The 26,977-nt window shown below is 62.0% G+C and carries 25 protein-coding genes and 1 pseudogene; 13 read left to right on the top strand and 13 right to left on the bottom strand.

Translation table 11 applies throughout. The annotated features are described in order from the left end of the window. Nucleotides 1–70 precede the first annotated feature (70 nt). The 6 genes and pseudogenes from AWB69_RS03110 to AWB69_RS03085 all read right to left on the bottom strand — a co-directional run bounded on the left by AWB69_RS03110 (nucleotide 71) and on the right by AWB69_RS03085 (nucleotide 7,744). Complete coding sequence (locus AWB69_RS03110; protein ID WP_062082029.1) at nucleotides 71–289, bottom strand: hypothetical protein; 219 nt, start codon at nucleotides 287–289, stop codon at nucleotides 71–73. A gap of 154 nt (nucleotides 290–443) precedes the next feature. After that, nucleotides 444–3,179: pseudogene (gene metH / locus AWB69_RS03105) on the bottom strand (methionine synthase); the annotation flags it as partial. A 47-nt stretch (nucleotides 3,180–3,226) separates the two neighbouring features. Then, a complete protein-coding gene (locus AWB69_RS03100; protein ID WP_062082460.1) occupies nucleotides 3,227–4,303 on the bottom strand; it encodes a homocysteine S-methyltransferase family protein in 1,077 nt (358 codons plus the stop codon). Between the two features lie 200 nt (nucleotides 4,304–4,503). Beyond that, a complete protein-coding gene (locus AWB69_RS03095) occupies nucleotides 4,504–4,761 on the bottom strand; it encodes a BTH_I0359 family protein (RefSeq protein ID WP_056358215.1) in 258 nt (85 codons plus the stop codon). A gap of 701 nt (nucleotides 4,762–5,462) precedes the next feature. Continuing rightward, entirely contained in the window at nucleotides 5,463–6,689 is a 1,227-nt protein-coding gene (locus tag AWB69_RS03090; protein ID WP_062082027.1) for a DUF3108 domain-containing protein, read from the bottom strand. A 182-nt stretch (nucleotides 6,690–6,871) separates the two neighbouring features. Continuing rightward, nucleotides 6,872–7,744 carry an IclR family transcriptional regulator gene (locus tag AWB69_RS03085; protein ID WP_062082456.1) on the bottom strand — a complete coding sequence of 291 codons (873 nt, stop codon included), beginning with the start codon at nucleotides 7,742–7,744 and terminating at the stop codon, nucleotides 6,872–6,874. 279 nt (nucleotides 7,745–8,023) lie between these two features. Between AWB69_RS03085 and AWB69_RS03080 the strand changes: the two genes are divergently transcribed. The 4 genes from AWB69_RS03080 (at nucleotide 8,024) to AWB69_RS03065 (ending at nucleotide 11,987) form a co-directional block, all read left to right on the top strand. Next, entirely contained in the window at nucleotides 8,024–9,010 is a 987-nt protein-coding gene (locus AWB69_RS03080) for a fumarylacetoacetate hydrolase family protein (protein ID WP_062082025.1), read from the top strand. A 149-nt stretch (nucleotides 9,011–9,159) separates the two neighbouring features. Then, entirely contained in the window at nucleotides 9,160–10,338 is a 1,179-nt protein-coding gene (locus AWB69_RS03075) for an ABC transporter substrate-binding protein (RefSeq protein ID WP_062082022.1), read from the top strand. A 24-nt stretch (nucleotides 10,339–10,362) separates the two neighbouring features. Next, nucleotides 10,363–11,190, top strand: a complete 828-nt coding sequence (locus AWB69_RS03070) for an enoyl-CoA hydratase/isomerase family protein (RefSeq protein WP_062082020.1) — start codon at nucleotides 10,363–10,365, stop codon at nucleotides 11,188–11,190. A 62-nt stretch (nucleotides 11,191–11,252) separates the two neighbouring features. Then, nucleotides 11,253–11,987, top strand: coding sequence for a PhaM family polyhydroxyalkanoate granule multifunctional regulatory protein (locus AWB69_RS03065; RefSeq protein WP_062082017.1), 735 nt, complete (start codon nucleotides 11,253–11,255; stop codon nucleotides 11,985–11,987). A gap of 50 nt (nucleotides 11,988–12,037) precedes the next feature. Here AWB69_RS03065 and AWB69_RS03060 read toward each other — a convergent pair whose 3' ends face one another. From AWB69_RS03060 to AWB69_RS03045, 4 genes are read right to left on the bottom strand one after another with little or no spacing between them, the layout of a single operon-like run. After that, nucleotides 12,038–12,652 carry a chalcone isomerase family protein gene (locus AWB69_RS03060; RefSeq protein WP_082913245.1) on the bottom strand — a complete coding sequence of 205 codons (615 nt, stop codon included), beginning with the start codon at nucleotides 12,650–12,652 and terminating at the stop codon, nucleotides 12,038–12,040. Next, a complete protein-coding gene (locus AWB69_RS03055; RefSeq protein ID WP_082913244.1) occupies nucleotides 12,583–13,866 on the bottom strand; it encodes an SAM-dependent methyltransferase in 1,284 nt (427 codons plus the stop codon). Before AWB69_RS03055 ends, AWB69_RS03060 begins: the two co-directional genes overlap by 70 nt. Before the next feature lie 7 nt (nucleotides 13,867–13,873). After that, complete coding sequence (locus AWB69_RS03050; RefSeq protein ID WP_062082012.1) at nucleotides 13,874–14,716, bottom strand: DUF1365 domain-containing protein; 843 nt, start codon at nucleotides 14,714–14,716, stop codon at nucleotides 13,874–13,876. Then, a complete protein-coding gene (locus AWB69_RS03045; protein WP_062082010.1) occupies nucleotides 14,713–16,008 on the bottom strand; it encodes an NAD(P)/FAD-dependent oxidoreductase in 1,296 nt (431 codons plus the stop codon). The genes AWB69_RS03050 and AWB69_RS03045 overlap by 4 nt, the downstream gene beginning before the upstream one ends. Before the next feature lie 891 nt (nucleotides 16,009–16,899). Between AWB69_RS03045 and AWB69_RS03040 the strand changes: the two genes are divergently transcribed. Continuing rightward, on the top strand, nucleotides 16,900–17,772 hold the full coding sequence (locus AWB69_RS03040; RefSeq protein ID WP_062082008.1) for a ferritin family protein: 873 nt from the start codon (nucleotides 16,900–16,902) through the stop codon (nucleotides 17,770–17,772). 164 nt (nucleotides 17,773–17,936) lie between these two features. Then, nucleotides 17,937–18,419, top strand: coding sequence for a D-glycero-beta-D-manno-heptose 1-phosphate adenylyltransferase (rfaE2, locus tag AWB69_RS03035; protein ID WP_062082006.1), 483 nt, complete (start codon nucleotides 17,937–17,939; stop codon nucleotides 18,417–18,419). A 20-nt stretch (nucleotides 18,420–18,439) separates the two neighbouring features. Here rfaE2 and AWB69_RS03030 read toward each other — a convergent pair whose 3' ends face one another. Genes AWB69_RS03030 through AWB69_RS03020 form a run of 3 tightly spaced genes read right to left on the bottom strand, consistent with a single transcriptional unit; the run spans nucleotide 18,440 to nucleotide 20,467 of the window. Continuing rightward, on the bottom strand, nucleotides 18,440–18,679 hold the full coding sequence (locus tag AWB69_RS03030) for a hypothetical protein (RefSeq protein WP_062082005.1): 240 nt from the start codon (nucleotides 18,677–18,679) through the stop codon (nucleotides 18,440–18,442). 13 nt (nucleotides 18,680–18,692) lie between these two features. Next, nucleotides 18,693–19,523: a type III pantothenate kinase gene (locus AWB69_RS03025; RefSeq protein ID WP_062082002.1), complete on the bottom strand. Its 831-nt coding sequence runs from the start codon at nucleotides 19,521–19,523 to the stop codon at nucleotides 18,693–18,695. Further along, nucleotides 19,520–20,467 (bottom strand): biotin--[acetyl-CoA-carboxylase] ligase, encoded by a 948-nt coding sequence (locus AWB69_RS03020; RefSeq protein WP_062082000.1) that lies wholly within the window; start codon nucleotides 20,465–20,467, stop codon nucleotides 19,520–19,522. The genes AWB69_RS03025 and AWB69_RS03020 overlap by 4 nt, the downstream gene beginning before the upstream one ends. A 183-nt stretch (nucleotides 20,468–20,650) precedes the next feature. On the opposite strand from AWB69_RS03020, the gene AWB69_RS03015 reads away from it, so the two are divergent. From AWB69_RS03015 to AWB69_RS02985, 7 genes are all read left to right on the top strand, one after another. Continuing rightward, nucleotides 20,651–21,784 (top strand): MlaE family ABC transporter permease, encoded by a 1,134-nt coding sequence (locus AWB69_RS03015; protein WP_062081998.1) that lies wholly within the window; start codon nucleotides 20,651–20,653, stop codon nucleotides 21,782–21,784. Next, nucleotides 21,784–22,662 (top strand): ABC transporter ATP-binding protein, encoded by an 879-nt coding sequence (locus tag AWB69_RS03010; RefSeq protein ID WP_062081996.1) that lies wholly within the window; start codon nucleotides 21,784–21,786, stop codon nucleotides 22,660–22,662. The genes AWB69_RS03015 and AWB69_RS03010 overlap by 1 nt, the downstream gene beginning before the upstream one ends. A gap of 84 nt (nucleotides 22,663–22,746) precedes the next feature. Next, nucleotides 22,747–23,706: an MlaD family protein gene (locus AWB69_RS03005; RefSeq protein WP_062081993.1), complete on the top strand. Its 960-nt coding sequence runs from the start codon at nucleotides 22,747–22,749 to the stop codon at nucleotides 23,704–23,706. Between the two features lie 111 nt (nucleotides 23,707–23,817). Further along, on the top strand, nucleotides 23,818–24,486 hold the full coding sequence (locus AWB69_RS03000; protein WP_407923008.1) for an ABC-type transport auxiliary lipoprotein family protein: 669 nt from the start codon (nucleotides 23,818–23,820) through the stop codon (nucleotides 24,484–24,486). A gap of 105 nt (nucleotides 24,487–24,591) precedes the next feature. Next, nucleotides 24,592–25,767 (top strand): VanZ family protein, encoded by a 1,176-nt coding sequence (locus AWB69_RS02995; RefSeq protein WP_062081991.1) that lies wholly within the window; start codon nucleotides 24,592–24,594, stop codon nucleotides 25,765–25,767. A 54-nt stretch (nucleotides 25,768–25,821) separates the two neighbouring features. Further along, nucleotides 25,822–26,154 carry a (2Fe-2S) ferredoxin domain-containing protein gene (locus tag AWB69_RS02990; RefSeq protein ID WP_062081989.1) on the top strand — a complete coding sequence of 111 codons (333 nt, stop codon included), beginning with the start codon at nucleotides 25,822–25,824 and terminating at the stop codon, nucleotides 26,152–26,154. Nucleotides 26,155–26,165: 11 nt separating this feature from the next. Beyond that, on the top strand, nucleotides 26,166–26,798 hold the full coding sequence (locus tag AWB69_RS02985) for an alpha/beta hydrolase (RefSeq protein ID WP_062081987.1): 633 nt from the start codon (nucleotides 26,166–26,168) through the stop codon (nucleotides 26,796–26,798). The last annotated feature ends 179 nt before the right edge of the window (nucleotides 26,799–26,977 follow it).

The following is a 26,977-nucleotide window of genomic DNA, read 5'->3' as shown; positions in this document are numbered from 1 at the left end:
ACCCGCCTCGTCGCCGATGCGGGTTTTTTTGTTCCGATGAATACGGAGCCGGGTGTGGCGCCAATCGCGGTTATTGCGAGGCTCCGGATGCCGGCGCGCTCGCGCCTTTTTTCGCACGCGGCTTGCGGGGCTTTTTCTTGTGCTCCACCACCGGCGGCGAATAGCTCGACGCGGTGCTCGAGCTTGCGCCCGTGCCCGGCTTGGCGTTGCCCTGCGCGAAGGCAGCCGGACTTCCCGACGTGAACAGCACAGCAACAGCAACGGCGAGGACAGGCGTCAGCTTGATCATTTTCGACTTTCTCCGTGACGAGTGAAGGAATGCGTGACCGCCGCCAAGACGGCCTTTGCACCCCTCCGAGTGTAAGGAAAGTCAAAATAACCGTAATAGACTTCGCCAATATTGCGTCTTTGTGATTCCCGGTATTTGCCTACCCGGTTTTTGCCTACAGTAGGGGCGCCAGTGCGCGTTCGGCGTCGTTCTTCGAAATCGCCATGCGTTGCGCGAAACTTTCCACCTGATCGTCGCCAATCTTGCCCACCGAAAAGTACGTGCTTTCCGGATGCGCGATGTAAAAGCCCGACACGCTGGCCGCGGGCAACATGGCGAGCGACTCTGTCACGGTCATGCCGATTTCGTTTGCTTGCAGTACGTCGAACATGTCCTGCTTCACCAGGTGATCCGGGCACGCCGGATACCCCGGTGCCGGACGAATCCCCCGATACTTTTCTTCGATCATGGCGGCGTTGTCGAGCGTTTCACCGGCCGCGTAACCCCATAGTTCACGACGCACCCGCGCGTGCAGCGCTTCGGCGAAGGCTTCCGCAAAACGATCCGCCAGCGCCTTCAGCATGATCGCGCTGTAGTCGTCGTTATCGGCTTCAAACTGCTTCTCTTTTTTCTCGACACCCAAACCCGCCGTCACCGCGAACATGCCGATGTAGTCCGCCACGCCCGAGTCCTTCGGTGCGATGAAATCCGCTAGCGAGCGGTTGGAGCGCTGCACGCCATCCACAATCGGGCGCACGGTCTGCTGGCGCAGGTTACGCCATGTCATGGCGACTTGCGTGCGGGTATCGTCGGTATAGATCTCGATGTCGTCGTCGTTCACGGTGTTCGCAGGCAGCAGCATCACCACGCCGTTCGCCTGCAGCCAGCGGCCCTGGATGATGCGCGAGAGCATCGACTTGCCGTCGGAGAAAACACGCCGCGCGGATTCGCCCACGATCTCGTCGTTGAGAATGGCCGGATACGGACCGGCGAGATCCCAGGTCTGGAAGAACGGCGCCCAGTCGATATAGTTCGCCAACTCCGCGAGATCGTAGTTCTTGAAGATGCGGCGTCCGATGAACGTCGGTTTCTTCGGCTCATAGCTCGCCCAATCGATTTTCGTCTTGTTCGCGCGCGCTTCGGCGTAGGTGACCATGGGCGTCGCCTTGCGGTTCGCGTGCTGCGTGCGAATGCGTTCGTAGTCCGTCTTGAGGTCTTCGAGATATTTCTTCGCGCCGTCATCAGAGAGCAGGCTCGACGCCACCGACACCGACCGCGACGCATCCGGCACATAGACCACCGGACCATCGTAATGCGGGGCGATCTTCACAGCCGTGTGCACGCGCGAGGTCGTGGCGCCGCCAATCAGCAGCGGCGTTTGCTTGCCGCGGAAATAATCATCGCGCTGCATTTCCGACGCCACGTAGGCCATCTCTTCGAGGCTCGGCGTAATCAGCCCCGACAAGCCGATGATGTCCGCGCCTTGCTCCTTCGCCATCGCGAGGATGGTCGCGCAGGGCACCATCACGCCCATGTTGACCACTTCGAAGTTATTGCACTGGAGCACAACCGAGACGATGTTCTTGCCGATGTCGTGCACGTCGCCCTTGACCGTCGCGATCACGATCTTGCCCTTCGGCCGGACGTCTTCGCCGGCATCGGCCATGCGCTTCTTTTCTTCCTCGATGTACGGAATCAAATGCGCCACGGCCTGCTTCATCACGCGCGCTGACTTCACCACCTGCGGCAGGAACATCTTGCCCGCGCCGAACAGGTCGCCGACGATATTCATGCCGTCCATCAACGGCCCTTCGATCACGTTGATCGGCCGGCCGCCTTCAGCTTCAATGCGCGCCCGGACTTCCTCGGTATCTTCCACGATGAAGTTCGTGATGCCGTGCACCAGCGCGTGGGCGAGGCGTTGATCGACGGGCTGGTTGCGCCACTCGAGGTTTTCTTCTTTCTTCGCCGCGCCGGTCTTGAATTTATCGGCGATTTCGAGCAGGCGATCCGTGCCGTCCTCGCGACGATTCAGCACCACGTCTTCCACGCGTTCGCGCAGTTCGGGATCGAGATCCTGATACACGCCGAGCTGACCCGCGTTCACAATGCCCATGTCCATGCCCGCCTGGATCGCGTGGTAGAGGAACACGGTATGGATGGCTTCGCGCACCGGGTCGTTGCCGCGGAACGAGAACGACACGTTCGACACGCCGCCGCTGATCTTCGCGTGGGGGAGGTTTTCCTTGATCCAGCGCGTGGCGTTGATGAAGTCGACGGCGTAGTTGTTGTGCTCTTCAATGCCGGTGGCGATCGCGAAGATGTTCGGATCGAAGATGATGTCTTCCGGCGGGAAGCCGACTTCGTTCACGAGGAAATCGTACGAGCGCTTGCAGATTTGCGTCTTGCGTTCGTAGGTGTCGGCCTGGCCTTCTTCGTCGAAGGCCATCACGACGGCCGCGGCACCATAGCGGCGGATCAGCGTGGCGTGATGGCGAAATGCTTCTTCGCCTTCTTTCAATGAGATCGAGTTCACGACTGCCTTGCCCTGCACGCATTTCAGGCCGGCTTCGATCACTTCCCACTTCGACGAGTCGATCATGATCGGCACGCGCGAAATGTCCGGCTCGGAGGCGATCAGGTTCAGGAACCGGACCATGGCCGCCTTCGAATCGAGCATGGCCTCGTCCATGTTGATGTCGATGATCTGCGCGCCGTTCTCGACCTGCTGGCGCGCGACGGCCAGCGCTTCGTCGAACTGGTTGTTGAGGATCATGCGCGAGAACGCCTTCGATCCGGTCACGTTGGTCCGCTCGCCCACGTTGATGAAGAGCGAACCGTCGGTGACGTTGAACGGCTCGAGGCCGGAAAGGCGCATGGTGTGATCGGTCATGGTGTCTCTGGGCGGCGGTGCAGCGTGATTGTCTTGTCGAAGGGCTCGGGCGTCGTGTCAGGCAGTCAGGCGGCTTCACGATAATGCGATGGCCACTTCCTTGGCTTCACATCGGCCAGCGCCTTCGCGATTTCCGCGATATGTTCCGGCGTCGTTCCGCAACACCCGCCCGCCAGATTCACCAGTCCCGCCTGCGCGAATTCCTTCAACAAGCTGGACGTGACATCGGGTGTTTCATCGAAGCCGGTATCGCTCATCGGGTTGGGCAAACCCGCATTCGGATAACACGACACGTACGTGTCGCAGAGCTTCGACAATTCAGCGATATACGGCCTCATCAGCGCCGCGCCCAACGCGCAGTTCAAACCAAACGTCAGCGGCCGCGCATGACGCAGCGAGTTCCAGAACGCCTCGACCGTCTGCCCCGACAGGATCCGCCCCGACGCGTCGGTCACGGTGCCCGAGATCATGATAGGCAGCAGTTCGCCCGTGTCTTCAAACAACTGGTCGAGCGCGAATAACGCGGCCTTTGCGTTCAAGGTGTCGAAGATGGTTTCAACAAGGAACAGATCGCAGCCGGCATCCATCAGCGCCTTCGCCTGCTCGTAATACGCCTGGCGCAGTTCGTCGAAGGTCACGTTGCGCGCGGCAGGATCGTTGACATCCGGCGAGATACTCGCGGTCTTGGGCGTCGGCCCGATAGCACCCGCGACAAAGCGCGGCTTGTCCGGCGTGGAGTACTTGTCGCAAGCCTCGCGCGCCAGCTTCGCCGACTGCATGTTCATTTCAACCGCCAGCGATTCCATGCCGTAATCGGCCTGCGCCACGGTCGTTGCGCCGAAGGTGTTCGTCTCGAGAATGTCTGCACCGGCAGCCAGATACTGGTCGTGAATCTCACGAATCACATGTGGCTGCGTGATCGACAACAGCTCGTTATTGCCCTTGATATCGCGGGGATAATCGGCAAAACGTTCCCCGCGATACGCGGCTTCGTCGAGTTTGTAGCGCTGGATCATGGTGCCCATCGCGCCGTCGAGAATAAGAATCCGCTGTTGCAAAAGGGCAGGCAACACTGCGCCGCGCGTGTACGGGCGGCGCTCTGCGGCAGATTTCGATGCGTCAACGATAGCGGACGGATTCATGATTGACATGGCTCCAAACAGGCTGAAATAGCCCAACATTGTATCTGTAGTAGGGCGCGAACGCTTTCTTATGGCGCTTTCCAAAACAGCGGCCAATCAAGCTTCATGAACAAAAAAACCCCGCCACGAAGGTGGCGGGGTTTTGGAGGGTGTCGCTAGGCGTTCTTACCGCTTGGTCAGGATACAACCGGGATCCGGAGTTAGTGGAGGATCACCGGCTGGTTCATCAAGATGTCGAACTGGCCGAGAAACTCGTCCACGTCCTCCAACGATTGTTCTTCCTGCATCAACTTCTGGACATGCTCGCGAAAACGCGCCGCGAGCGCGCCATCAATGAAAATTTCGCGCTGCATAGTCTTGTCCACGATCTCGTAACCCCCCGCTTTCATCGCGAGATGATTGTCCTGCGGCGGGAATTCGACTACACAATAGTTAGGGCTGTTGTAGATCATTTGCATGGCGACACTCCTTATTCCTGTTTGCCCGTAAGGCGTTTCACCGTCTTACATTGAGCGTTTGGGTTGGAATTCAAGGGGTGGCCTCGACGTTGAGTCCGAAAGCCCATCGAGGACCTTTGTTAGACATTCTCCCGCATAAATGTTTCCAGAAGTGCCCTGAAACGCTGTGTTTCTTCTACTGGGGACAGATGTGCCGCGTCAAGTATTTCGAATCTTGCATCCATGATTGAATCCGCCACCACTTTCGTCTGCCTGAGTGGCAACCGGCAACGTGCCGGCCTGCAGCTATCAGTGTGATCGTTTTAATCTATGCCATTCTGCTTTTTCTCACATCGAAATCGGGGTTTGCGTCAGCGACTCTCGCGAACCCTTCAATCGATGTACGTACAACCAAATCGCTTACCTACACCCGCCTATTCAACCACTTCCGGGCCCGCCTCACCCGACAGATGATGAGCGGCGTCAGTCAAAGGCTCCGCCTTCGTTGCAGAGAACATACCGCGTTTCGATACCGTTAATCGTCACTTTCATACTGGCCCCGTTGGGATGCGGTTTCAGTTCGGGATCGAACCATCCTCACCCATTTGCGCACGCTCCGAAGTCACCTGTTTAACGGAGTTTTTCGTCGAATCTTTACCCCGTTCGGGTCTTCGTCCGGGTTTGCCTGATCTTGGCCCGGCCTGCGTTCCGTCGAACCAATATCAGGGTTTGTCGGATCCAGGCGCGGCGGGTGTTGTTTCTGTTGTTTCTTCAGACGCATCCGGCGTGCCTGCACCGGATTGACCCGGCGTGGCCGACGGTGGCTGCAGCTTGCCGCGCCAGAGCATTTCGATCTGCATGCCGTTCGGCTCCGTCTGCAGGATACGCACCGGCAGCCAGCCCAGGTCGGGTGCGAGCCAGATTTCGAGACGCCGGCGATCGCCCTCGCGTCGGGGCAGGCGCGTGAAATGGCGAGCCTGTACGTTGCCGTCGGCGGTCTGGACGTTTTCATCGCCGACGGTTTCTATCGGCCAGATCTCGTTGCTGTCGTTATCGGCAACACTGAATTGACGAACTACGCCGGGCTTGTACTTGTCGGGCGAACCGCGCACCAGACTCGACAACTGCATGACAACGCTGAAGCGGTCTTCCGCACCATCGGCAAGTGGCTGGTTGTTCGGCGTCTTGGTGTAGACCAGTTGCTTCGTGGTGCGATCGAAGACGGTGATGTCGGCGGCGCGCCGGCCCCGCTGCTCCGAGTATTGCTCGGGTGCAATGCCGAAAGCATCGATATGGCCCTTGCTGGAATATACATACGGTCCGACGAACGGCAAGGGAATGGACACGACCATTTCATAATGCTGGCCGTCGTTGATCCAGTGGATATTGCCGACCTGGTTCATCACGCCATTGATCCGCGTGTCGTAGCGAAGTTCGCCCGAGGGCGGGACGCTGAATTTATCGCCGGTTGCGGCGGCTGCGGCCGCCGCCGCTGCTTGAGAGGCCGCGGCGTCGCTTGCCGCTTTCGCAGCGGCTTGAGCCGCTGCTTGGGCTGCTAGCTCGGCTTGAGCCGCTTGAGCCGCTTGAGCTGCCTGAGCTGCCTGTTGAGCCTGTTCAGTTTGCGCTGTTGTGATGGCGTGTGTGGGTTCGGCCTGCTTCACCGGCTTGGGCTTCGGTTTGGGTGCGGGCGGAGGCGGTGCGGGAGGCGTTGGCGCCTGCGCTATCGGCTTGGGCGTCAGCAACTCGACCTGCACCGGGACATGTTCAGCCGGCTCCGGATTCGAGGCGCTCCGGTTCCTCTCCATCCATCGACCGGCGGCCCAATGCAGTGCCAGTACAACGAGCAGCACGGCCAGCCACACGACCCATCGAAGCGAATGGTCGGCGGGCAAATTGTCGGACGATGCGCCAAAAACGGCACGACGGCGGCGAAGCGGGAAGAACGGCATCGGCTAGCTCGGAAACGCGCGTGGTCAGGCAAGCGGCGAAGCGCTGCCAGGAGAATAATCCGCAACAATCATGACAGAACGCGAGTGATCAAAGGACCAAGCGAAACGCGCACGAAACGCATATGACTCAGGGGCACGCCGCGATGTTCCGCGCTCGTGAAACATCACGCAATCCTCAGGCCTTACCGTTCGCCCGGTTTGTACCCGAGTTCGTAAGAAAGCTGCCCGGCGCACTCGCGCAACGCAGTGTCAATTTCGCCGCCCCAGCGGGTATCGAACGATCCCTCGTGGCCGAGCGCAATCAGTCCGAGCGCGAGATCGCCGGTCGAGTCGAACACCGGCGTGCAGAACGCATGGATGGTCGGCAGCAACATGCCCTCCACCCGCGCCGCGCCGTGCGCGCGGATCTCGGCGAACACAGGTTCGATATCCGCCATCGACTGGCGCGTGGCGGCAAGTTCGCGATCAAGCATCGCTTGCGTCTTGCTGCGCGGTAGCCACGCGCCAAACAGCAAACCCGTCGCCGATGTCAACAGCGGCATGACATCGCCCAGTTTCAACGCCGCCTTCGCCGGATAACTCGATTCCATCCAGTGCACGACCGTCGGCCCCTGATTGCCCCACACCGCGATCCCCACCGTCAGGTCCAGCCGGTCGCGCAATCCCGTCAGCGCGATGCGTGCGAGCTTCACGCCGTCCACCCGGGCAAGCCGCGCCAAACCCATCTGCAACGCGAAACCACCGAGTTCATAGCGCCCGGACACCGGGTCCTGCGAGACCGCGCCAAGCCGCAGGAAACTCACCAGATAACGATGCGCTTTCGCCGGGCTCATGCCGGCGCGCTGGGCGAGATCGCGCAGCATCATCGCGCGTGGCTCGTTGGTCAGCACATCGAGCAGGCGGAAGCCGACCTCGATCGACTGGATGCCGGAGCGGGACTTTTCCTCGGCGGTGTCGGTTGAGTCGGAGGAATCTGCCAGATCGAGGGTATCGTCGGCTTCGACCTGTTCGGATCCGGGCAGCGTGGGCGAAGCAGGACGGCTGGAAGAGGGCATGGGGAAATTGATGACGGCGCGAGCCGGTTCACAAAACGAGGTTAGGTCGGGCGCATGAGCGGCCTTGATAGCAGCGGTAAGCAGCCAGGGGGCCCACGTGCAACGGCAAGCCGCAAACGCCATCACCGCTCAAAACGGACGTTCGCCAGCCCTGAAAACAAACCGGCAAACGCAGCGAACCATTCACCGTACCAGCCCGAATTATCCCAAAACCGCCCCGACATGATTCACCATCGTAAAATAGATTTCCTCCATCGTCACTAAACGTACAAACGCTTTATGAAACTTGCCACGCTGAAGGACGGAACGCGCGACGGCCAACTGGTCGTTGTATCGCGTGATTTGCGCACGGCGGCCATTGCCGACGCGATCGTGCCGACGCTGCAACGCGCGCTGGACGACTGGACTTTTTACGCGCCGCAGTTGCTGGATCTCTCGGATTCGCTGAACCAGGGCCGCGCGCGCCACTCGTTCGCCTTCGATCCCAAAGCCTGCATGGCGCCGCTTCCCCGTGCGTTCCAGTGGGCGGACGCCTCGGCTTACGTGAACCATGTCGAACTCGTGCGACGCGCCCGCAAAGCGGAAATGCCGCCCGAGTTCTGGACCGATCCCTTGATGTACCAAGGCGGCAGCGACGATCTGCTCGGACCCACGGACGATATCGTGTGTGCGTCGGAGGCCTATGGCATCGACTTCGAAGCCGAGGTGGCCGTGATCACCACCGACGTGCCGATGGCCGTCAAACCCGCTGATGCCCTCAGGCACGTCCGCCTCCTGATGCTGGTCAACGACGTCTCGCTGCGCAACCTGATTCCCGCGGAACTCGGCAAAGGCTTCGGCTTTTTCCAGGGCAAGCCGGCCACCGCGTTTTCACCGGTTGCGGTCACGCCCGACGAACTGGGCGACGCGTGGCGCGAAGGCCGTGTGCATAGGCCGATGATCGTGCACTGGAACGGCAAGAAAGTCGGCCAGCCCGATTGCGGCACGGACATGGTGTTCAACTTCGGCGAGCTGATCGCGCACGCGGCCAAGACCCGCAATGTGCGCGCGGGATCGATCGTCGGTTCGGGCACGGTTTCCAACAAGGACACGAAGCGGGGTTATTGCTGTATCGCCGAGAAACGTTGCCTGGAGACCATCGAACACGGTGCGCCCGCAACAGAGTTCATGAAGTTCGGCGACAGTGTGAAGATCGAAATATTCGACGAAGCCGGCAAGTCGATTTTCGGCGCGATCGATCAGTCGGTCGTGGCGCTGAATGAATAGCCGATTGAATAGCCGGTGAATCAGCGACGCCACTGGTAAGGGGTTTCGCCCGATGCGCTCGTATGCTGCGCCGCCCTACACTTAGCCGCATTGCGTCGAAACGCTTACAAAAAACCGGGCGTCGACGCACTCATAACAAGGAGACTTCAATGCAGTCAGGCGGCGGATGGGGAACGGCGTTCAGGCAGTTGGCGGCGGGTGTCCTGATCACACTTTCAACGGCGGCCTGGGCGCAGACGCCGCATGTGAAGATCGGGCTGGTGTTGTCGCTGACGGGGCCGGCGGCGTCGCTCGGCATTCCGGCCCGCGATACCGTGGCGTTGCTGCCGAAGGAAATGGGCGGGCGCCCGGTGGACTACATCATTCTCGATGACGCCTCCGACACCACGCAGGCCGTCCAGACCACGAAGAAGCTGATCTCCGAAGACCACGTGGACGTGATCATCGGATCATCGATTACGCCGAACTCGCTTGCCATGATCGATGTGGTCGCCGACGGCCAGACGCCAATGATCTCGCTCGCGTCTTCGTCGAAGATCATTGAACCTGTGGACGCCAAGCGCCACTGGGTCTTCAAGACGCCGCAAACCGACGCGATGATGGCATCCGCCATTGCCGAACATGCCAGCAATCACGGCGTGAAAACGATGGCGTTCATTGGTCAGGCCGACGCGCTCGGCGAGACCTTCTACGCGGAAGTAGCCAAGTTCGCGCAGCTTCACCACATCACCATGGTGGCAAACGAGCGCTTCAACCGGACGGACACCAGCGTGACCGGACAGGTGCTGAAGATCCTCGCGGCGAAGCCGGACGCGGTGGTCGTAGGCGCAGCGGGAACGCCCGCCGCGCTGCCGCCGAAAACATTGAAAGAGCGCGGCTACAAGGGCACGATTTATCATAATCACGGCACGGGCAATCGCGACTTCCTGCGCGTGTGCGGGGCGGATTGCAACGGCACGTTCCTGCCGGCGAGCCCCGTGCTCGTCGCGTCGCAACTGCCCGACGATCATCCGGCGAAACATCTCGCGCTCGAGTACATCAAGCTGTATGAGTCGAAGTACGGCGCGGGCACGGTCTCGGCGTTCGGTTCGTATGCGTGGGACGCGGGCATGTTGCTGAACCGCGCGGTGCCGATTGCCTTGAAGGCGGGTGCGCCGGGCACGCCCGAGTTCCGTGGCGCTCTACGCGACGCGCTGGAAAACACGAAGAATTTTGCGGACTCGAACGGCCTTGTCAACATGACGCCGAACGATCATATCGGTCTCGATCAACGTGCCCGGGTGATCGCGGAGATCGAGAACGGCAAGTGGATCTATCAACCGCGTTGATCTTTCTTTAGCTAAGGCACGACCATGAGCGACCTTTCTCTTTACGCGCATTACACGTCGCTGGAATTGCGGCGGCACGATCACGGTGTGCTCGAAATCGTGATGAGCGGCGCGGGCGCGAACAAAAGCGGACTTGCGACCGCGGACGCGAACATGCATCGTGAACTGGCGGATATCTGGCGTGATATAGATCGCGATCCGGACACGCGCGTGGCGTTGATTCGTGGCGAGGGCAAGGGGTTCTCGGGCGGCGGCGACCTGGGTCTGGTCGAACAGATGGCCTCCGACTTCGAGGTCCGCGCGCGGGTCTGGCGCGAGGCGCGGGACCTTGTTTATAACGTGATCAACTGCAGCAAGCCGATTGTTTCGGCCATGCACGGGCCGGCGGTCGGCGCGGGACTGGTAGCAGGTCTTCTCGCCGATATTTCGATCGCTGCGAAAACTGCGCGCATTATCGATGGTCACACGCGGCTTGGCGTGGCCGCCGGCGATCACGCGGCAATCGTGTGGCCGTTGCTATGCGGCATGGCGAAAGCGAAGTATTACCTGCTGTTGTGCGAACCGGTGAGCGGCGAGGAAGCGGAACGCATCGGGCTGGTGTCGCTGGCAGTGGACGAAAGCGAACTGATGCCGAAAGCCATCGAAGTCGCGAATCGTCTGGCGCAGGGGTCGCAGACCGCCATCCGCTGGACGAAATACGCGCTGAACAATTGGCTGAGAACGGCTGGCCCGGCTTTCGATACCTCGCTGGCGCTCGAATTCATGGGCTTTTCCGGGCCCGATGTGCAGGAGGGTATCAAGTCGCTGCGTGAGCGGCGCGCGCCGGATTTCCCGGGCGGATCGCCGTTTTAGATCCGCATCGACTAGTTTGTGGTTTCTCTCATTCCTACTCGCAGCATCAAGGAGAAAGTCTTATGACCGATACGCCCGGTGGCACGTCACCCTTTGGAAGCATCCCAGGCATGTCTGGTTTCGCACAGGGCGACATGATGGAAAAGATGTGGGACATGATGAAGCTGAACCCGTTCGCGGCAGCCGCGGTACCAGGGGGATCCCCGTCGCTGTCCATGATGTCCGACATGCTCGCGCCGCTCACGAACGTTGAAGAACTCGACAAGCGCATCAAGGACATGCGCGCGGTCGAGCAATGGCTGAAGCTCAACCTGAACATGCTGCAATCGGCTATCCAGGCGCTGGAAGTGCAGCGCGCGACGCTTGCCACATTGCGTGCGTTCGGCGCGTTCGCGCAGTCGTCGGTGGAGAAGGCGCAGGCTTCGCAGCCCGCATCATCGACGGCTGCCGCGTGGCCGGCGCCGCCGCGGGAAGAGCCGAAGGCGGAGCCGGAGCCCGGTACGGCAGCGCCCGGTGACGCCGGCGGGAACGACGCTTCATTCGATCCTTCCGGCTGGTGGAACATGCTTCAGTCGCAATTCAACAGTCTTGCGACCCTGGCGCTGGCGCAACAACATGCCGGCGCGGCAGCCCCGAGCATGAGCACGGATGAGGACGAGAACGGCGATGACGACGATGAGGTAGAGCCGCCCGAAGCCGCTGCGCCGCCTGAAACCGGCGTGCCGCCTGTGCCCGCCAAAGCTGCAGCGAAGAAAGCGCCCGCCAGGAAAGCGGCGCCACGAAAGAAGCCGCTTTGACCCATGCCTGAAGTGGCTCGGCGGTTCTGCGGCGCGGTTGAAACGCTAAGCTACTGCACCGCGCCGTTGGCGAGCAACTGGTTGCGCAAGCCCGGCGCCGACGTGCGCGGATCGAGCCAGATCGCGAAGAATGCGCGGGCGAAGTCGTCGCCGGCAATCGTGCCGATGACTTTATCGTCGGCATAAAACGTCGTGCCTTGTTCAGGCACGAATACGCCAATAACATGATCTCCCGGCTGCACGTCCGGGAAGATCTTCTCCATCTGCTCTTGCCATTGCGCCGTCTGCGCTTTGCTTGCCACCTTCAGGTCGTCCATTTCCTCGCGGCCTCTCTTGGCGATCGCGGGGCCCTTGAAAGCACGCGCATATTCGATATCCAGCGCAAACGGCCGCGCCGTCAATTCCTTGCTCGACAGGCCTGTCGGCCCCACAAACAGCTTGGCGTCGTAGATATGAAAACCGTACATGCGCAACTCGCCTTCGCCCTGCACGCGGGCTTGCGGAATCGTCTGGCGCACGATCGATTCTGCGTCAAAGGCAAACGCCTGCAACGGCAATACGATCAGGACCAGCGCAAGCGCGGCGATCCTGGCGATCAGGCGTGTTCCAGGGTGAACTGGATGACGTCGGTGTTCGAGTGCGCGAACGCGGCCTCGCAATAGCATAAGTAAAAGTCCCACAAGCGGATGAATCGTTCGTCGAATCTTTGTGCGCGAATTTCGTCGAGCCGCGCAACAAACGCATTACGCCATATCCTGAGCGTGCGTGCATAGTCGCGGCCAAAGGAGAACTGGTTGACCACTTTCAGCCCATGGCGTTCCGCCGATTGCACGAACACGGCAGGCGAAGGCAGCATACCGCCCGGAAAAATATACTGCTGGATAAAGTCGGTGCTCGTCCTGTAACGATCGAACAGCGCGTTGTCGATGGTGATCGTCTGCACGCATGCCCGCCCGCCGCGCTTGAGATTGCGCTTGAGGCATTCAAAGTAGCCCGGCCAATATTCCTCGCCCACGGCTTCAAACATTTCTATCGACGCAATCGCGTCGAACTGGCCGTAGGTATCGCGGTAATCCTGCAGGCGAAGATCGGTCCTGGCGGCCAGCCCCGCATCTGCCAGACGCTGTTGCGCGTAAGCGAGTTGTTCGGTGGACAGCGTCAGGCCGGTCACGTCCGCTTTCGCTTCGCTTGCGGCGAGCTGCGCGAATCCGCCCCAGCCGCAACCGATTTCCAGCACGCTTGGATTGAGCCCCTCGAGCTTCAACTCGTTCAACAGCCGCCGGTATTTCGCACGCTGTGCGTCGTCGAGTGTCTGGTCTGGCGAGCCGTCGAAGAGGGCGCTCGAATAGGTCATCGTGCTGTCGAGCCAGAGCTGGTAGAACGCATTGCCGAGATCGTAATGCGCGTGGATATTGCGCCTGCTGCCTTCCTTGGTGTTCGCGTTGTGACGATGGCGGAAGCGGTTCGTCAGCTTGCCGAACCACGAGCCGTAGATCACGGCCTCGATCGTCGTGCGGTTACGCACCATGATGTCGAGCAGTGCGGGGAGATCGTCGGTATGCCAGTCGCCCGCCAGGTAGGTTTCCGCAAAGCCGATATCGCCGCTCTTCAGCGCCGCCGCGCACACGTTCCAGTTGGTCAGCGCGACACGCGCGTACGGCGGGTTGCCGGGGGCGTCGGCTGCTTGTCCGTAACGGCGCGTGGTGCCGTCGGGGAGGTGGACATCGAGCACGCCGTATTGAAGCTGGCTCAAGAGCCTCAGCACCATGCGCGCAGCCGCGGGTCTGCGCAGTGCGCGATGAGTCCGCAGCAAGGGCCGGATGAACCACGATTCAGACGGACTGCGAAGCGATGAAGGGGAGGAGGGCTGCGTCGACATTTGCAAGTCACCTGGTCGGCAATTCGGCCCGCTCGTGCGAGACGTTCGCAGCCGGCGGAGTGGGTTTTCTCAGGAACGGCACGCGCTTGAAGAGCAACTTCAGCGCCTGCCAGTGGATTTTCGCGACGACACCGAACGTCATCAGCGGATAACCGAAGAACACGCGCAGCACGTTGCGCGCATCGAGCGGGCGTGCGCTCCCCGCGATACTGGTCAGGAGCAGCGGACCCTCTCCGTCGTCGTAGTCGATGCGCGCGAGCGAGCGCAGCGGCTTGCCGTGTTTCGGCGATGCAAACATGAAGCGGAATGTGTAATGCCCCTGCACCTTGCAGAACGGCGACACGTGGAAAACCTTGGCGGCGGTGAGCGGCGTGCCGTTCAGGATGCCGCTGCCTGCATCGAGCAGATAGCAATGGCGCTCGCCGAAGGTGTTGTTCACTTCACAGACCACGGCGCGTAACAAGCCGTCCGAGCGCTCGCAAAACCAGAAGCTCACCGGATTGAAGACGTAGCCCAGCACGCGCGGGAAGGTGTGCAGGAAGATCTCGCCCGCGGCGTCGTGGATGCCGTTTTCATGCAGCATCGACTCGATCCATTGCAGCGCCGTTTGCCCCTCGGCGCCGTGATCGCAGTCGTAAAAGCTTAGTAAACCGAATCGATTGGTAGCGAACCAGCGCGAGTCTCGCTGCGTGCCTTGTGCAAGTCTTGCAGCACGAGCGCGCAGCGGTAGCCGCAACGTATAAACGCCGTAGGAGAACGCATTGCGCGCCGGGCGTAGCCGCTTGTGGCGCACGGGCCCGACGAGCAGCAGGTCGGGGGCATCGAAGGAGTGAGACGCGGGCGCACTCATGCTGCAAGCGCCGGTTCGTTACTGTTCGATGCCGCGATGCCGGTCAGCTTAGCTGCCGCCTCCAGCCCCGACTTCAGGCCGTCCTCGTGGAAGCCGTAACCGGTCCATGCACCCGCGAACCACGTGTTGCGCGCGCCTTGAATAGACGGCAAAGCGCGTTGGGCCTGCACGGCGGCTTGATCGAAGACGGGATGCCTGTAGGCGAACTCGCGCATTACCGTGTCGCAACGCGGCTCACGCACCGGATTCAGCGAGACGATCACCGGCGTCTTGAACGGCAGCGGTTGCAGCTTGTTGATGAGGTAATGCACGCATAACCGCGGTTCGCCGCCCAGTTCGCCGGTGCGGCTTTCGTAGTTCCATGCCGACCATGCGCGCTGTGCCGGCAACAGCGCAGTGTCCGTATGCAACACCGCGCGATTCGGCGCGTAGCCGATCGCGCGGAGCATGGCCGATTCGTCGTGCGAGGGATCCGCGAGGAGAGCCAGCGCCTGGTCGCTGTGGCACGCAAGCACCACGTGATCGAAGTGTTCCGTGCCGCGCGTGCTGTGTATTTCCACGCACCGCAAGCTGCGTCTCACCGATGTCACGGGCGCGCAGACACGGGCATCGCCGATTACCGCGAGCATTCGCCGCACGTATTCGCGTGCGCCGCCGTTGACGGTGTGCCATTGCGGCCGGTCGTTGACCTGCAGCAGGCCGTGGTTATGACAAAAGCGGATCAGCGTGCCGACGGGAAACGCCATCATCTGCGATGTCGAGCATGACCAGATCGCACCGATCATCGGCAGCAGGTACCAGTCGCGGAATGCCGTCGAAAACTTTTCGCGTTCGAGAAAACGGCTCACCGGCTCGGCGAGTTGAACGTCCTTGCCAGCCAGCGCCAACGCGCTGGCCGTGCGGTTGAAGCGGAGGATATCGGCCAGCATGCGCAGGAATGCCGGGCGCAGCAGATTGCGGCGCTGCGTGAAAACCGTGTTCAGGCCGCTGCCCGCCCACTCCAGCCGACGGTCCGTCAGCGATACGGAGAACGACATATCGGTCGCGGTGGTGGAGACGTCGAGCTCCTCGAACAGCTTCACCAGGTTCGGGTAGGTACGGTGATTGAAGACCAGGAAGCCGGTATCCACGCCGTGCGTGATGCCGTCGAGTGTCACATCGACCGTGTTTGTATGACCGCCAAAGTAGCTGTTTGCCTCGAACAGCGTTATGTCGATACCCGAATCGGCCTTCGCCAGCCGGTACGCGCACGCAAGTCCAGAGATCCCCGCTCCGATTACTGCAACTTTCATGACGTTGCTCCGTGTGTTTCGCTCTTTCGTGTCGACTGCCCGATGGCTCTTTTGGCTGGAACTCCCGGCGGTTGCCCGTGCCGCGTTCAAGGTGATTTACGCAATCCCGGTCGCGATGGATGCACGCAGCCGGAATTTGACGGCTACCCGTTGATTATGTTTTGTCCACGCTGTGGTCAATGGATTGAAGGAGTTGCGCCAGGCGGTGCCTGCGAAGGGGGCGATCCGGGTCGGCGGCAGCGGCGCTGCATCAAGGCGCAAGCTGTCCTGCGGCGTGTTGAACGTCGCGCGGTTTGGGCCGATTGAAGAAGCTGTAGCGGAGTGGCGCTATAGCGCCATGCTATGATCGACGGGCAGTTTGCCGCATCGCCTGCGCCGCATCAGGGTTGATGCAGCGGGGCCGCCCGGGCGTGACTACGGTCGTGAGCGGGTACGCAATACAGGGTCCGGCCGGCGGTGTGGCGTAAAACAACATTGCGCCTTGCGCCTGTCATGCACGAAAGGCATGCTTCACGCGGTGTACGCAGCAGCTCGGCCGCTGAGGTCTGGCAAGGTGGTAACAAGCGCCTCGCCGAGCAACAGGATTTTACAAAGTATCAAAAAAGGCTTTAAACGAGCTTCATCAAAGTTCGTGCTTCGTACTTACCTCAGGCACAGGGTTCGCTCCTCACCCACGGTAGACATTGCAACGCGGCTTGGGCTGCACGTTTGCAACGGGCAAAAAGTCGCAGAAGGACGCGACAGGCGCTTCTTTACCGTTTTTGCATCTGAACGCCTGATTCCCGCGTAAAATTGAAAGCTTCGCTGCTGGCGGCGCGGATTCCCGCGCGTAGCCGGCTAAAGTTACAACAGACAGAACTGTCGCACTACGTTGCAAACCAGGGGTGGACTATGAACACGATGCTTTATCCGGAACTGTATAAATCGCTGGAATCGGTTCGTTGGGACATGGAGAAAGATATTCCCTGGGACAAATTCGACTCGGCGCTGCTGACCGACGAACAAGCCAAGACCATCAAGATGAACGCGATCACCGAATGGTCCGCGTTGCCCGCCACGGAAATGTTCCTGCGCGACAACCACAACGACAGCGATTTTTCGGCGTTCATCAGCGTGTGGTTCTTCGAAGAGCAGAAACACTCGCTCGTGCTGATGGAATACCTGCGCCGCTTCAAGCCCGAAATGGTGCCGACCGAAGCAGAACTGGACGCTGTCCGCTTCGAATTCGATCCCGCTCCCCCGCTCGAAACACTGATGCTGCACTTCTGCGGCGAGATCCGCCTGAACCACTGGTACCGGCGCGCAGCCGAGTGGCACACGGAACCGGTGATCAAGCACATCTACGAAACCATTTCGCGTGACGAAGCACGGCATGGCGGTGCGTATCTGCGCTACATGAAGAAAGCGATGACGCAAACCGGCGATATCGCGCGGGCCGCATTCGCGAAGATCGGTGTCCTGATGGCATCGGCACGGCGCACGGAAAAGCCGCTGCATCCGACCAATCTTCACGTGAATCAGGCGCTGTTTCCGCGCGACACCATTCAGTCGCGCTTGCCGGATCCGGAATGGCTCGAACATTGGCTCGACGAACAAATTCGCTTTGACGACAGCTGGGAAAAGAAGGTCGTCGAACGGATCTTGCATAACCTGTCCATTTTGTTCGAGCGCTCATTTGCCACGGCACAGGAATTGAACCGGTATCGCAAGGAAGTGGTGCTGCGTCTGCAGGCTGCGCAAGGGGCGTCGCAACAGCCGGCCTGACCGGAAACCCGGCATGTCGTCCTGAACAGCCCGCTGGTTGATGACCGGCGGGCTGTTTTGTTTTTGAAGGGCGCTCCCCAGGCGCAGACGCGCTTGAACGTCACAGCGCGCGCCGCCATGCATGGCACACTACGGTCCTTCCGAATCTCTCATCGCTTACCGCCATGCCCGCTCCTTTCGAACGCAAGATCATGACGCGCGACGCGCTTGCCGCTTTACGCCCGCAATTTACGTCGCCGGTGGTTTTCACGAACGGCGTCTTCGATATCCTGCATCGCGGTCATGTGACCTATCTCGCCGACGCCAAAGCGCTGGGTGCAACGTTAATCGTCGGCGTGAACAGCGACGCGTCTGTGCGCATGCTCGGCAAGGGCGACGACCGGCCGATCAATCGCGAAGATGACCGGATGGCGCTGCTCGCCGCCCTGGAAAGCGTGGATTGGGTGGTGAAATTCGAGGAATCGACGCCGCTGGAACTGATCGGCGAACTGCATCCGGACGTGCTGGTGAAAGGCGGCGATTACGACATGGACAAGCTGGCGGAATCGGCGCTGGTGCGGAGCTGGGGCGGCAAGGCGCTGGCGATCGCGTTCGAGCACGATCGCTCGACGACCGCATTGCTCAAGAAAGTGCGCACGCAGGGATAAGGGCGCAGCCGGAAACCCGCTTATTGCGCGAGCGGCGCTGCCTGCACCGCGGCCGAAGGTGCGGGACCGCCGACCACCGCCTGGTCAGCGGCTTCTTCCGGACTGATCGGGCGAACCTTCACCAGTTCCGGGTGCACCTGGCGGTCGAGATGCTGCGGCTCACGTCCACCGGCCGACGGCAGCGGTCCGAACACGCCTTGCACGACGACGAACATCAACAGATTTGCCAGAAATAAAAGGGCGAGCAGCCAGCGCAGCATGGAAAGCGCTCCATCAATCGGGTGAACGGGAAACGGCAGCTTCGGGGCTAGCGTCGTGGGCGGCTTCATCGGCAATTAACGCCAGCCCCGCGAGCACTAGCGAGTCGTGGCGAGTATGCGGCACCTTTAGCGCGCCCGCCACTTCGCTGGCGCCCCCACCGCTCAGAATCAGGCGCACGTCATTGTTCCACTGGGCGCGCAGATCGTGCCACGCCCGCTCTATCAAACCCGCCTGCGCGAGCAGGCATCCCGTCGATAACGCCGTGCGCGTGTCCGTCGCGAAAATGTCGCTGGATGAACTGATCGCGCGGCGAGCGGTATCGGGGAGCAGCGTGGGCAATTGTGCCGTGTGGGTGCCGAGCGATTGCATCATCAGCAGCCAGCCGGGCGCGATCAGGCCGCCGGTGAAGGTGCCGTCGGCCAATAGCGCTTCAAGCGTCGTTGCCGTGCCGATGGTGGCAATCAGCAGGTTCTCGCCGGGGTACGCGGCGTGTGCGCCGATCATGCCGCACCACCGGTCGCTGCCGAGCGCCGCCGGTTCCGTGTAGCGGTTCGTCACGCCCGATTGTTGCGCCTGTGCACGCACGATCGTGCGGGGCAAGCCGGGCCAGCGTGCGTCCAGCAGGGCGGCAATGCGTTCGCCCACGCGCGGGCCTGCGACGTTCGAAATCCATGCGGCTGCGGGGCGCGGCAAGCTGGACCAATCGGTTATATCCGCCAGCACGGCTTCAACCTCAACATGTTCAAACGCACCGCCGTTCAGCGTTTCCCGAGTGGCGCTTACCAGTGACCACTTGATCCGGCTATTGCCTGCATCGATGAGCAGAAACGGTGAACCTCTCACGGCCGTTGCTCCGCGAGCCGCAGTGAGACGTCGCCGGTGGTGGCGGTCCTCAGGCCGGTCGGCGTATCGATCTGCAACTGGCCGTTGTCGTCGATACCCACCGCCAGGCCGCGCGCCACCTCCACGCCCTGTTCCAGCAGCACCACCTCGCGTCCCGCGTAGGCGTGCGCCGCCAGCCACTGCTGGCGGAAAGGGCGGAAGCCATCGGCGGCAAAACGCGCCAGGGTGGCGTCGAGCGCGTTCAGGACGGCGGCGAGGGTATCGGTGAGATTCGCTTCGGGCCACGCCCGCGACAAGGACGCCGGCGTGTTGCCCGGTACGGGAAGGGCGTTCCGGCGCTGGGCTTCATCGAGTTCGGCCGCCAATTCGGCCGCACCGTGCAGGTTGATGCCGATGCCGATCACGACCGCGCTCGCCCTCGGCGTGTTCCACGCGGTTTCGATCAGGATGCCGGCGAGCTTGCCGTCGTCGAGCAGGATGTCGTTCGGCCATTTCAGCGCCAGTCTCGCCGATGCCGTCAGCGGCAAGCTGTTCAGCGCATCGAGCACGGCCGTGCCGACCGCGAGGCTCAGGCCCGCGAGTCCTTCAAGCGGCCGGGGCAACATGCAGGCCGTGGAAAACAGCAGCGCGTTGCCGGGCTGCGCAACCCACGTGCGGCCCCGGCGGCCGCGGCCCGCTGTCTGCAAGTACGCAACCCGCACGAACGGTGTGCCATCGGCGGCCTTCAGCGTCGAACGCGGGGAGAACGAGTCGGGCGCCGACGCCGATGTCTTGTTGCGGGGCTGCTCCTTGAGCTGCGCCATCAGGTCGGCATTCGTGGAGCCCGTTTCATCGACGATCTCGATCGGCCAGTCGCGCACCGGCCGCGCGGCGAGCGACATCAGCCGGTCGCGGTCGATCCGCCAGGCCGCGTCGAGCGGGAAAGACGAGTTGGATGAGTTCATATCCGCATTGTAGCGATCTGGCGCCCGGGAGCCTTGACGGGGAAACACTCACGCGGATCGTTGCACCGCGCTCGGGCGCCGAAACCCTGGCCGGTTGGCCAACGCCCCGCGTGATCGAGATTCCGTGACGCACCTTCGCTACAATGGCTTTTCCCTTGCCCCTACCTGGAGCGTTTTCAAGCCTTGAACTTCGACACTCCGCCCGGCCTGAAGGTTGAGTCAGGTCAGCAGGGCAAGGTTGTCCGGCTTTCCGGCCAGTGGACGGCGTTCGCACTGGCGCGCGATCACGCGAGCGCCAAGCGCGGCGTAGTGGACCGGCTGCGCAGCGTCGGGCAGGAAGCAATCAGGCAGTGGGACCTGCTGCCTGTCGAACGGCTCGATCACGTCGGTGGACAGGCGCTGTGGCGTGTGTGGGGCAGGAAGCTGCCGGAGCGTGTCACCCTATCGGACACACAAAGGGAAATCTTCGAACGGGTCGCGCTGCTTGACGCGAATCGTGAAGAGCCTGAGCAGATTGATCGTATCGACCCCATCACGCGCCTGGGCCTGATGCTGTTCTCGTTCTTCGAGCATCTGCTGGGCGGCCTCGTCATGTTCGGCGGCTTCGTGCTCGACCTGATCGGGCTGGTCCGGCGCCCGAAACGCATTCCGTGGACTGAAATCTCCGCGAACATCTATGCCGCGGGCACGCAGGCGCTTGGCATTACGGCGCTCGTGGCGTTCCTGATCGGTATCGTGCTGAGTTATCTGTCCGCGCAACAACTGCGCATGTTCGGCGCGAACCAGTACATCGTGAATATCCTGGGGCTTTCGGTAATCCGCGAGCTCGGGCCGGTGCTCTCGGCCATCCTGGTGGCAGGCCGCTCCGGCTCCGCCATCACCGCGCAGATCGGCGTGATGCGCGTGACAGAAGAGCTCGACGCCATGCAGGTCATGGGTATCCCGCATGGCCTGCGGATAGTGCTGCCGCGCGTGCTCGCGCTCGGCATTGCCATGCCGCTGCTGGTCATGTGGACCAACATGGTGGCGCTCCTCGGCGGCGCGCTGGCGGCGAAACTGGTATTGGGTATCGACCTGTCCTTTTTTGTGCGCTCGCTGCCGTCGGTCGTGCCGGTCGCCAACCTGTGGATCGGGCTGGGCAAGGGCGTGGTGTTCGGCATGCTGATTGGCCTGGCCGCGTGCCATTTCGGCTTCCGCATCAAGGCGAATTCGCAGAGCCTGGGCGAGGGGACCACCACCTCGGTGGTGTCGTCCATCACCATCGTGATTCTTGCTGACGCCGTGTTCGCCATCCTCTTCCAGTCGGTGGGCATCTGATGTCGGCTACCCTTGCATCCGCCGTTCGCAACAAACCTACCCCTGTCACCGCCGAACCGGTGGTCGAAGTCGTGGACGTGACGAAGCGCTACGGCCGTACGGTGATTCACGAGCACCTGAACCTGGAAGTGCGGCGCGGCGAGATCCTGGCTCTGCTCGGCGGATCGGGCTCCGGCAAGACCACGCTCGTGCGGCAGATGCTCGGGCTGGAGTCGCCCACGTCGGGCACGATCCGTGTGCTCGGCGACGAGTGGGCGAACATGGACGACGAAACCGCGCGCATCCTGCGCACACGCTCCGGCATGATGTTCCAGCAGGGCGCGCTGTTCTCGTCGCTGTCGGTGTACGACAACATCGCGCAGCCGTTTCGCGAACTGGGCAAGATTCCGGAGGAGCTGATCCGCGAGTTCGTGATGCTCAAGCTCGAGATGGTCGGGCTGTCGTGCAAGAACATGAGCAAGATGCCGGCGGCGTTGTCGGGCGGCATGATCAAGCGTGTGGGCATCGCGCGGGCCATCGCGCTTGAACCCGAACTGCTGTTTCTTGATGAACCCACGGCGGGGCTGGACCCGAAGGCGTCGGACGAATTTGTCGACCTGATCGCGACGCTGCACCGGGCGCTCGGGCTGACCGTGGTTCTCGTTACCCATGACCTCGACACCATGGTCGCGCTGTCCACGAGGGTTGCCGTGCTGGCCGAGCGGCGCGTGCTGGTGGCGGCTCCCGTGGAGGAGGCGGTGGCCGTGGATCACCCGTTTATCCGCGAATATTTTCTCGGGCGGCGCGGCAGGCGCGCGCTGCAGGCGCTGCCGCCCGAGCGCCGCGCAAAATTGCCGGCGGTCGCGCTGGAAGACGCGCCATGCGGTCCCGCGCTTTAACCGTTCCAGGCGGTCTTGTGGATATTGTTCCGGGCAGCTCTCAGGGAAGCTCTGGAACGTCGTAGTAAAAAAAGGAACCTGCTGATGGAAAACAAATCCCATGCGTTCTGGGCCGGTCTGTTCACTATCGGGCTGTTGGCCGCTATCGGCATCGCGGTGTTCTTTTTCAACGTGGACCGCACTGTGCGCGTGCCGTACGACCTCGTCGCGCGCACCAATGTGACGGGTTTGTACACGGACGCCGACGTCCGGTATCGCGGGCTTGGCGTGGGCAAGGTGGAGTCCATCAAGTTCGATCACGAAAATCCGGGGCAGATCCGCATCCGGATCGAGGTCGACAAGAACGCGCCGATCACGCAGTCCACCTTCGCCACGCTCGGCTTTCAGGGCGTGACGGGGATTGCATTCGTGCAACTCGACGACACCGGCAAGAATCCCACGCCGCTGCCGTCATCGAAGCAAAAGGTTGCGTCGCTGCCATTGCGGCCGGGTTTGTTCGATCAGTTGCAGCAACGTGGCGACATCCTGATCAAGAAGTTTGAACGGATTGCCGACGACGCAGACAGATTCATGTCCGAGGACATGCGCGATCAGGTGCTGCAGACCGCGAAGAGCTTGCAAGGCGCCGCTGACGGTATTGCTGTGCTGAGCAAGCAGGTCGGCCCGGTGGCGGAGCAACTGCCGCGCACGCTGGATCAACTGGATCGGACGCTCGCGTCGACCAATGCGCTCGCGAGCAGTTTGAGCCGGGCGGACGGTCCGTTTGTCACCAACATGAACAAGGCGGGTGACGCGGCCGAACGTGCAGGCCGCGTGATGAACGAAGTCAACGAGTCGTTGCAGGAAATGGCCGCGCGGGTGGGTTACGAGACCTTGCCGCGCGTAAATTCGCTGGCCGACGACGTGGGCAGTGCGGCGCGTTCGGTGGATCACGCCGCCGAGACTTTCAACCGGAACCCGCGCAGCGTGCTGTTTGGTGCGCCGCAGCCCGCGCCGGGGCCCGGCGAGCCGGGTTTCCAGTGGCCGTCGGCACCGTCGAAATGAAGTCGTAAAACATTGCGCAAGAACCATCGGCACCGGGTCCGCTGCTCGCAGGAATTTGGCGGACTAGAGTTCGATGTCCAGGCGTTTTTGATCTTGAAATAGGGAACTGTGATGCCAAACACGATCTTGCAGGCGATGCGCTTATCCAAGCGCGCTGCGCGCCCGCTGCCGCGGGCGCGCTCCGGTTTTACCAGTCTGGCTGTCATAGCTGTTGTTGCGGTACTGGCGGGTTGCGCGTCAGGGCCGCCCGCGGCCGTGTCGAATATCCGCTATGACCTGGGCGCACCCGCGCCGCTGGCCAACACCATGAACATGCCGCCGGTAAAGGTGCTGGCGGTAAGTGCAGCGAAGAACCTGGATACCGACGCGTTCGTGTATCGGCTGAAATATGCCGATGCCCAGCGCACCGGCAGTTATGCGGACAGCCGCTGGACCATGTCGCCCGCGGAGTTGTTCACGCAGCGTCTGCGCGCAGCGCTCGCCTCGCGCGGGCCGGTGCTGACAGGCGCCGACCCGGTACGCGCACCCATGTTGCAGGTCGATCTGACGGACTTCGAGCAAGTCTTCGATGCCCCCGAGCAAAGCCACGGCGAGGTCTCGGCGCGGGTGACGTTGTCGCAGCATGGGCAGGTGGTCAGCCAGCGTACGTTCATCGCGCGGGCGCCTTCGTACACGGCTGATGCCGCGGGCGGCGCGCGTGCGCTTGCCGCCGCGTCCGACGACCTGATCGCGCAGATGGCCGCATGGCTCGGTGTGCAGCCGCTGGTCGCATCTCAGTGACAGCGTTGAAAGCCGCGAACGCGCCCGGGACCGTGCAGTGACTGCCATGCATGTCGACGAGGCGCGCCGTGCCACAGGGCGGGGGCAAGGACAAGGGCGGCGCGCATGATCGTCAAGCACTGGCAGCATCGGCCGTCCGCGCTTTCGCGGCAGGCACTGGCGGTTTATACGATGCTGGTGGTCTACGGTTCGCTGTATCCGTTTTCCGGCTGGCGAACGCTCGGAATCGGCCCGTTCGCGTATCTTTCCGATCCGCTGCCGCAATATCTCACCGCGTTTGACGTCATCACCAACGTGCTCGGTTATATGCCGTTCGGCGCGCTGGCCGTGCTCGCGTTGTATCCGCGCTGGCGCGGCGCGCTCGCGGCGGGGGTGGCGTTTATCGGCGGGGCGATGTTGTCCGGCACGATGGAAGCCGTGCAAACCTACCTGCCCACGCGGGTGGCATCGAATCTCGATTTGACCGCAAATGCGCTTGGCGCACTGCTGGGCGCCGCGCTCACCGCGCCCGCCACCAGCATGCTGCTCGATCGCGGCTTGCTGCGGCGCATGCGTTTCATGTGGTTCGAGCGCGATGCTGCGTACATGATCGGCTTGTCCGCGCTCTGGCCGTTTGCCACCATGTATCCCGCGCCGTTCCTGTTCGCTGTCGGCGATTTACCGCGCGTGCTGTGGCTGCGCATCGACCCGGTCATGCAGGATGCACTGCTCGCGTGGACCCCTGCGGCGTGGAACGTCGCGGCATGGCCGGCACACCTCGGCGCAATGCTTCCCGACGACGTGTGGGAAACGCTCATCACTTCGCTCAACCTGTTTGCCGCGCTGGTGCTGGCCACTTTGCCGATGCGCGCCCGCGCGCCGCGCGTGCGGCTGCTGTTCTGCCTGGTGATCGCGACACTGGGTGCGAAGGCCGGGGCGGCGTTCCTGCAGTCGCGCTCCGGGCTCGCGTTCGACTGGGCCACCGGCGGCGCCGTAGCAGGCATTGCGTGCGGCGCGCTGGCGGGCTTGCTGTCCCTCTGGTGCTCACGGCCGTGGCGTGCGACGCTGGCTGGTCTTGCGCTCATCGTGGCGCTGGTGCTGGTGAACCTGCTGCCGGTGAATCCCTACTTCGACATCGTGCTCGCCGACTGGCGCCAGGGGCGGTACCTGCATTTCAACGGTCTTTCGCAGTGGCTTGCGTGGGTGTGGCCGTACGCCGCACTTGGCTGGCTGGCATCGACTGCGGAGCGCGCTTTTCTTGCCCGGTGGCGTGACGGCGGCGAAAAGCGCCGGTCGTTATAATCGGCCAAAACCGACACAAAATCCCCACGAATCGAACATCTTCCGGCCAAGCCCATGGACCCGTTCTACAAATATCACGTGTTCTTCTGCCTCAACCAGCGCGACCCCGACGCTGGACGTCCCAGTTGCGCGAATTGCAATGCCCAGGCCATGCAGGAGTACGCCAAGAAGCGCGTAAAACAGCTCGGGCTCGCCGGCGACGGCAAGGTGCGCATCAACAAGGCCGGTTGCCTCGAGCGCTGCGAACTGGGGCCCGTCGTGGTCGTGTATCCCGAAGGGACCTGGTACACGTATGTGGATGAAGCGGATATCGATGAAATCGTCGACTCCCATCTGGTGAACGGCAAGATCGTCGAGCGTTTGCTGATCGATCAGCCCGCAGCCTGAGGGCTTACGCAATGAACGCACAGACCGACAGGTTTCTGATCGACGGGCCGGTGGGCAAGATTGAAGTTGCGCTGGATCGTCCCGCCGACGGCGCGCCCACCCGGGGCATTGCGCTGGTCGCTCACCCGCACCCGCTGTACGGCGGGACGATGGACAACAAGGTGGCGCAGACCCTCGCGCGCACGCTCGTGCAACTTGGGTACATCACGTATCGCTCGAACTTCCGAGGCGTGGGTGAAACGCAAGGCGAGCACGACAACGGCACGGGCGAACGCGACGACTTGCTGGCCGTGGTCGCGCACATGCGAGCGCAACCGGGGCAGGCTGACGTCCCCCTGGTGCTCGCCGGCTTCTCGTTCGGCACCTTCGTGATGTCGCATGTGGCGAAGCATCTGCGCGAGTCAGGCGAGGCCATTGAGCGGATGGTATTCGCGGGCACGGCGGCGAGTAACTGGCAGGTTGCCGAGGTACCGGACAACACGCTCGTGATCCACGGTGAAGTGGACGATACCGTGCCCATCGGCTCCGTTTATGATTGGGCGCGGCCGCAGGAATTACCGGTGGTCGTGATTCCCGGCGGCGAGCATTTCTTTCATCGCAAGCTGCATGTGCTGAAGAAGATTATCGTCGACGCATGGCGTTGAGTTCGCCCCGGTTTCACGCTTCACCAATCCAAACCCTCTGTTGAATAAACGTGCGGCGCAAGGCTTTCAAAGGCTTTGCGCCGCTGCTGTTTTTATCCCCTTATTCCATTTCTAATTCAATAGTGAATCAATCATCCACGGCCACGCGACGATGGAATGAACCCGTTGGTGATCCAGTT

This window comes from Caballeronia udeis (assembly GCF_001544555.2).
GTDB classification, from domain to species: domain Bacteria; phylum Pseudomonadota; class Gammaproteobacteria; order Burkholderiales; family Burkholderiaceae; genus Caballeronia; species Caballeronia udeis.
This window is presented reverse-complemented; position numbering and strand designations above follow the sequence as displayed.

What these genes read in the sequence shown, in the direction of transcription:
- AWB69_RS03110 (WP_062082029.1), bottom strand. Translation starts at nt 289, where the DNA reads ATGATCAAGCTGACGCCTGTCCTCGCCGTTGCTGTTGCTGTGCTGTTC.
- AWB69_RS03100 (WP_062082460.1), bottom strand. Translation starts at nt 4,303, where the DNA reads ATGAATCCGTCCGCTATCGTTGACGCATCGAAATCTGCCGCAGAGCGC.
- AWB69_RS03095 (WP_056358215.1), bottom strand. Translation starts at nt 4,761, where the DNA reads ATGCAAATGATCTACAACAGCCCTAACTATTGTGTAGTCGAATTCCCG.
- AWB69_RS03090 (WP_062082027.1), bottom strand. Translation starts at nt 6,689, where the DNA reads ATGCCGTTCTTCCCGCTTCGCCGCCGTCGTGCCGTTTTTGGCGCATCG.
- AWB69_RS03085 (WP_062082456.1), bottom strand. Translation starts at nt 7,744, where the DNA reads ATGCCCTCTTCCAGCCGTCCTGCTTCGCCCACGCTGCCCGGATCCGAA.
- AWB69_RS03080 (WP_062082025.1), top strand. Translation starts at nt 8,024, where the DNA reads ATGAAACTTGCCACGCTGAAGGACGGAACGCGCGACGGCCAACTGGTC.
- AWB69_RS03075 (WP_062082022.1), top strand. Translation starts at nt 9,160, where the DNA reads ATGCAGTCAGGCGGCGGATGGGGAACGGCGTTCAGGCAGTTGGCGGCG.
- AWB69_RS03070 (WP_062082020.1), top strand. Translation starts at nt 10,363, where the DNA reads ATGAGCGACCTTTCTCTTTACGCGCATTACACGTCGCTGGAATTGCGG.
- AWB69_RS03065 (WP_062082017.1), top strand. Translation starts at nt 11,253, where the DNA reads ATGACCGATACGCCCGGTGGCACGTCACCCTTTGGAAGCATCCCAGGC.
- AWB69_RS03060 (WP_082913245.1), bottom strand. Translation starts at nt 12,652, where the DNA reads ATGCTATTGCGAGGCCGCGTTCGCGCACTCGAACACCGACGTCATCCA.
- AWB69_RS03055 (WP_082913244.1), bottom strand. Translation starts at nt 13,866, where the DNA reads ATGTCGACGCAGCCCTCCTCCCCTTCATCGCTTCGCAGTCCGTCTGAA.
- AWB69_RS03050 (WP_062082012.1), bottom strand. Translation starts at nt 14,716, where the DNA reads ATGAGTGCGCCCGCGTCTCACTCCTTCGATGCCCCCGACCTGCTGCTC.
- AWB69_RS03045 (WP_062082010.1), bottom strand. Translation starts at nt 16,008, where the DNA reads ATGAAAGTTGCAGTAATCGGAGCGGGGATCTCTGGACTTGCGTGCGCG.
- AWB69_RS03040 (WP_062082008.1), top strand. Translation starts at nt 16,900, where the DNA reads ATGAACACGATGCTTTATCCGGAACTGTATAAATCGCTGGAATCGGTT.
- rfaE2 (WP_062082006.1), top strand. Translation starts at nt 17,937, where the DNA reads ATGCCCGCTCCTTTCGAACGCAAGATCATGACGCGCGACGCGCTTGCC.
- AWB69_RS03030 (WP_062082005.1), bottom strand. Translation starts at nt 18,679, where the DNA reads ATGCTGCGCTGGCTGCTCGCCCTTTTATTTCTGGCAAATCTGTTGATG.
- AWB69_RS03020 (WP_062082000.1), bottom strand. Translation starts at nt 20,467, where the DNA reads ATGAACTCATCCAACTCGTCTTTCCCGCTCGACGCGGCCTGGCGGATC.
- AWB69_RS03010 (WP_062081996.1), top strand. Translation starts at nt 21,784, where the DNA reads ATGTCGGCTACCCTTGCATCCGCCGTTCGCAACAAACCTACCCCTGTC.
- AWB69_RS03005 (WP_062081993.1), top strand. Translation starts at nt 22,747, where the DNA reads ATGGAAAACAAATCCCATGCGTTCTGGGCCGGTCTGTTCACTATCGGG.
- AWB69_RS03000 (WP_407923008.1), top strand. Translation starts at nt 23,818, where the DNA reads ATGCCAAACACGATCTTGCAGGCGATGCGCTTATCCAAGCGCGCTGCG.
- AWB69_RS02995 (WP_062081991.1), top strand. Translation starts at nt 24,592, where the DNA reads ATGATCGTCAAGCACTGGCAGCATCGGCCGTCCGCGCTTTCGCGGCAG.
- AWB69_RS02990 (WP_062081989.1), top strand. Translation starts at nt 25,822, where the DNA reads ATGGACCCGTTCTACAAATATCACGTGTTCTTCTGCCTCAACCAGCGC.
- AWB69_RS02985 (WP_062081987.1), top strand. Translation starts at nt 26,166, where the DNA reads ATGAACGCACAGACCGACAGGTTTCTGATCGACGGGCCGGTGGGCAAG.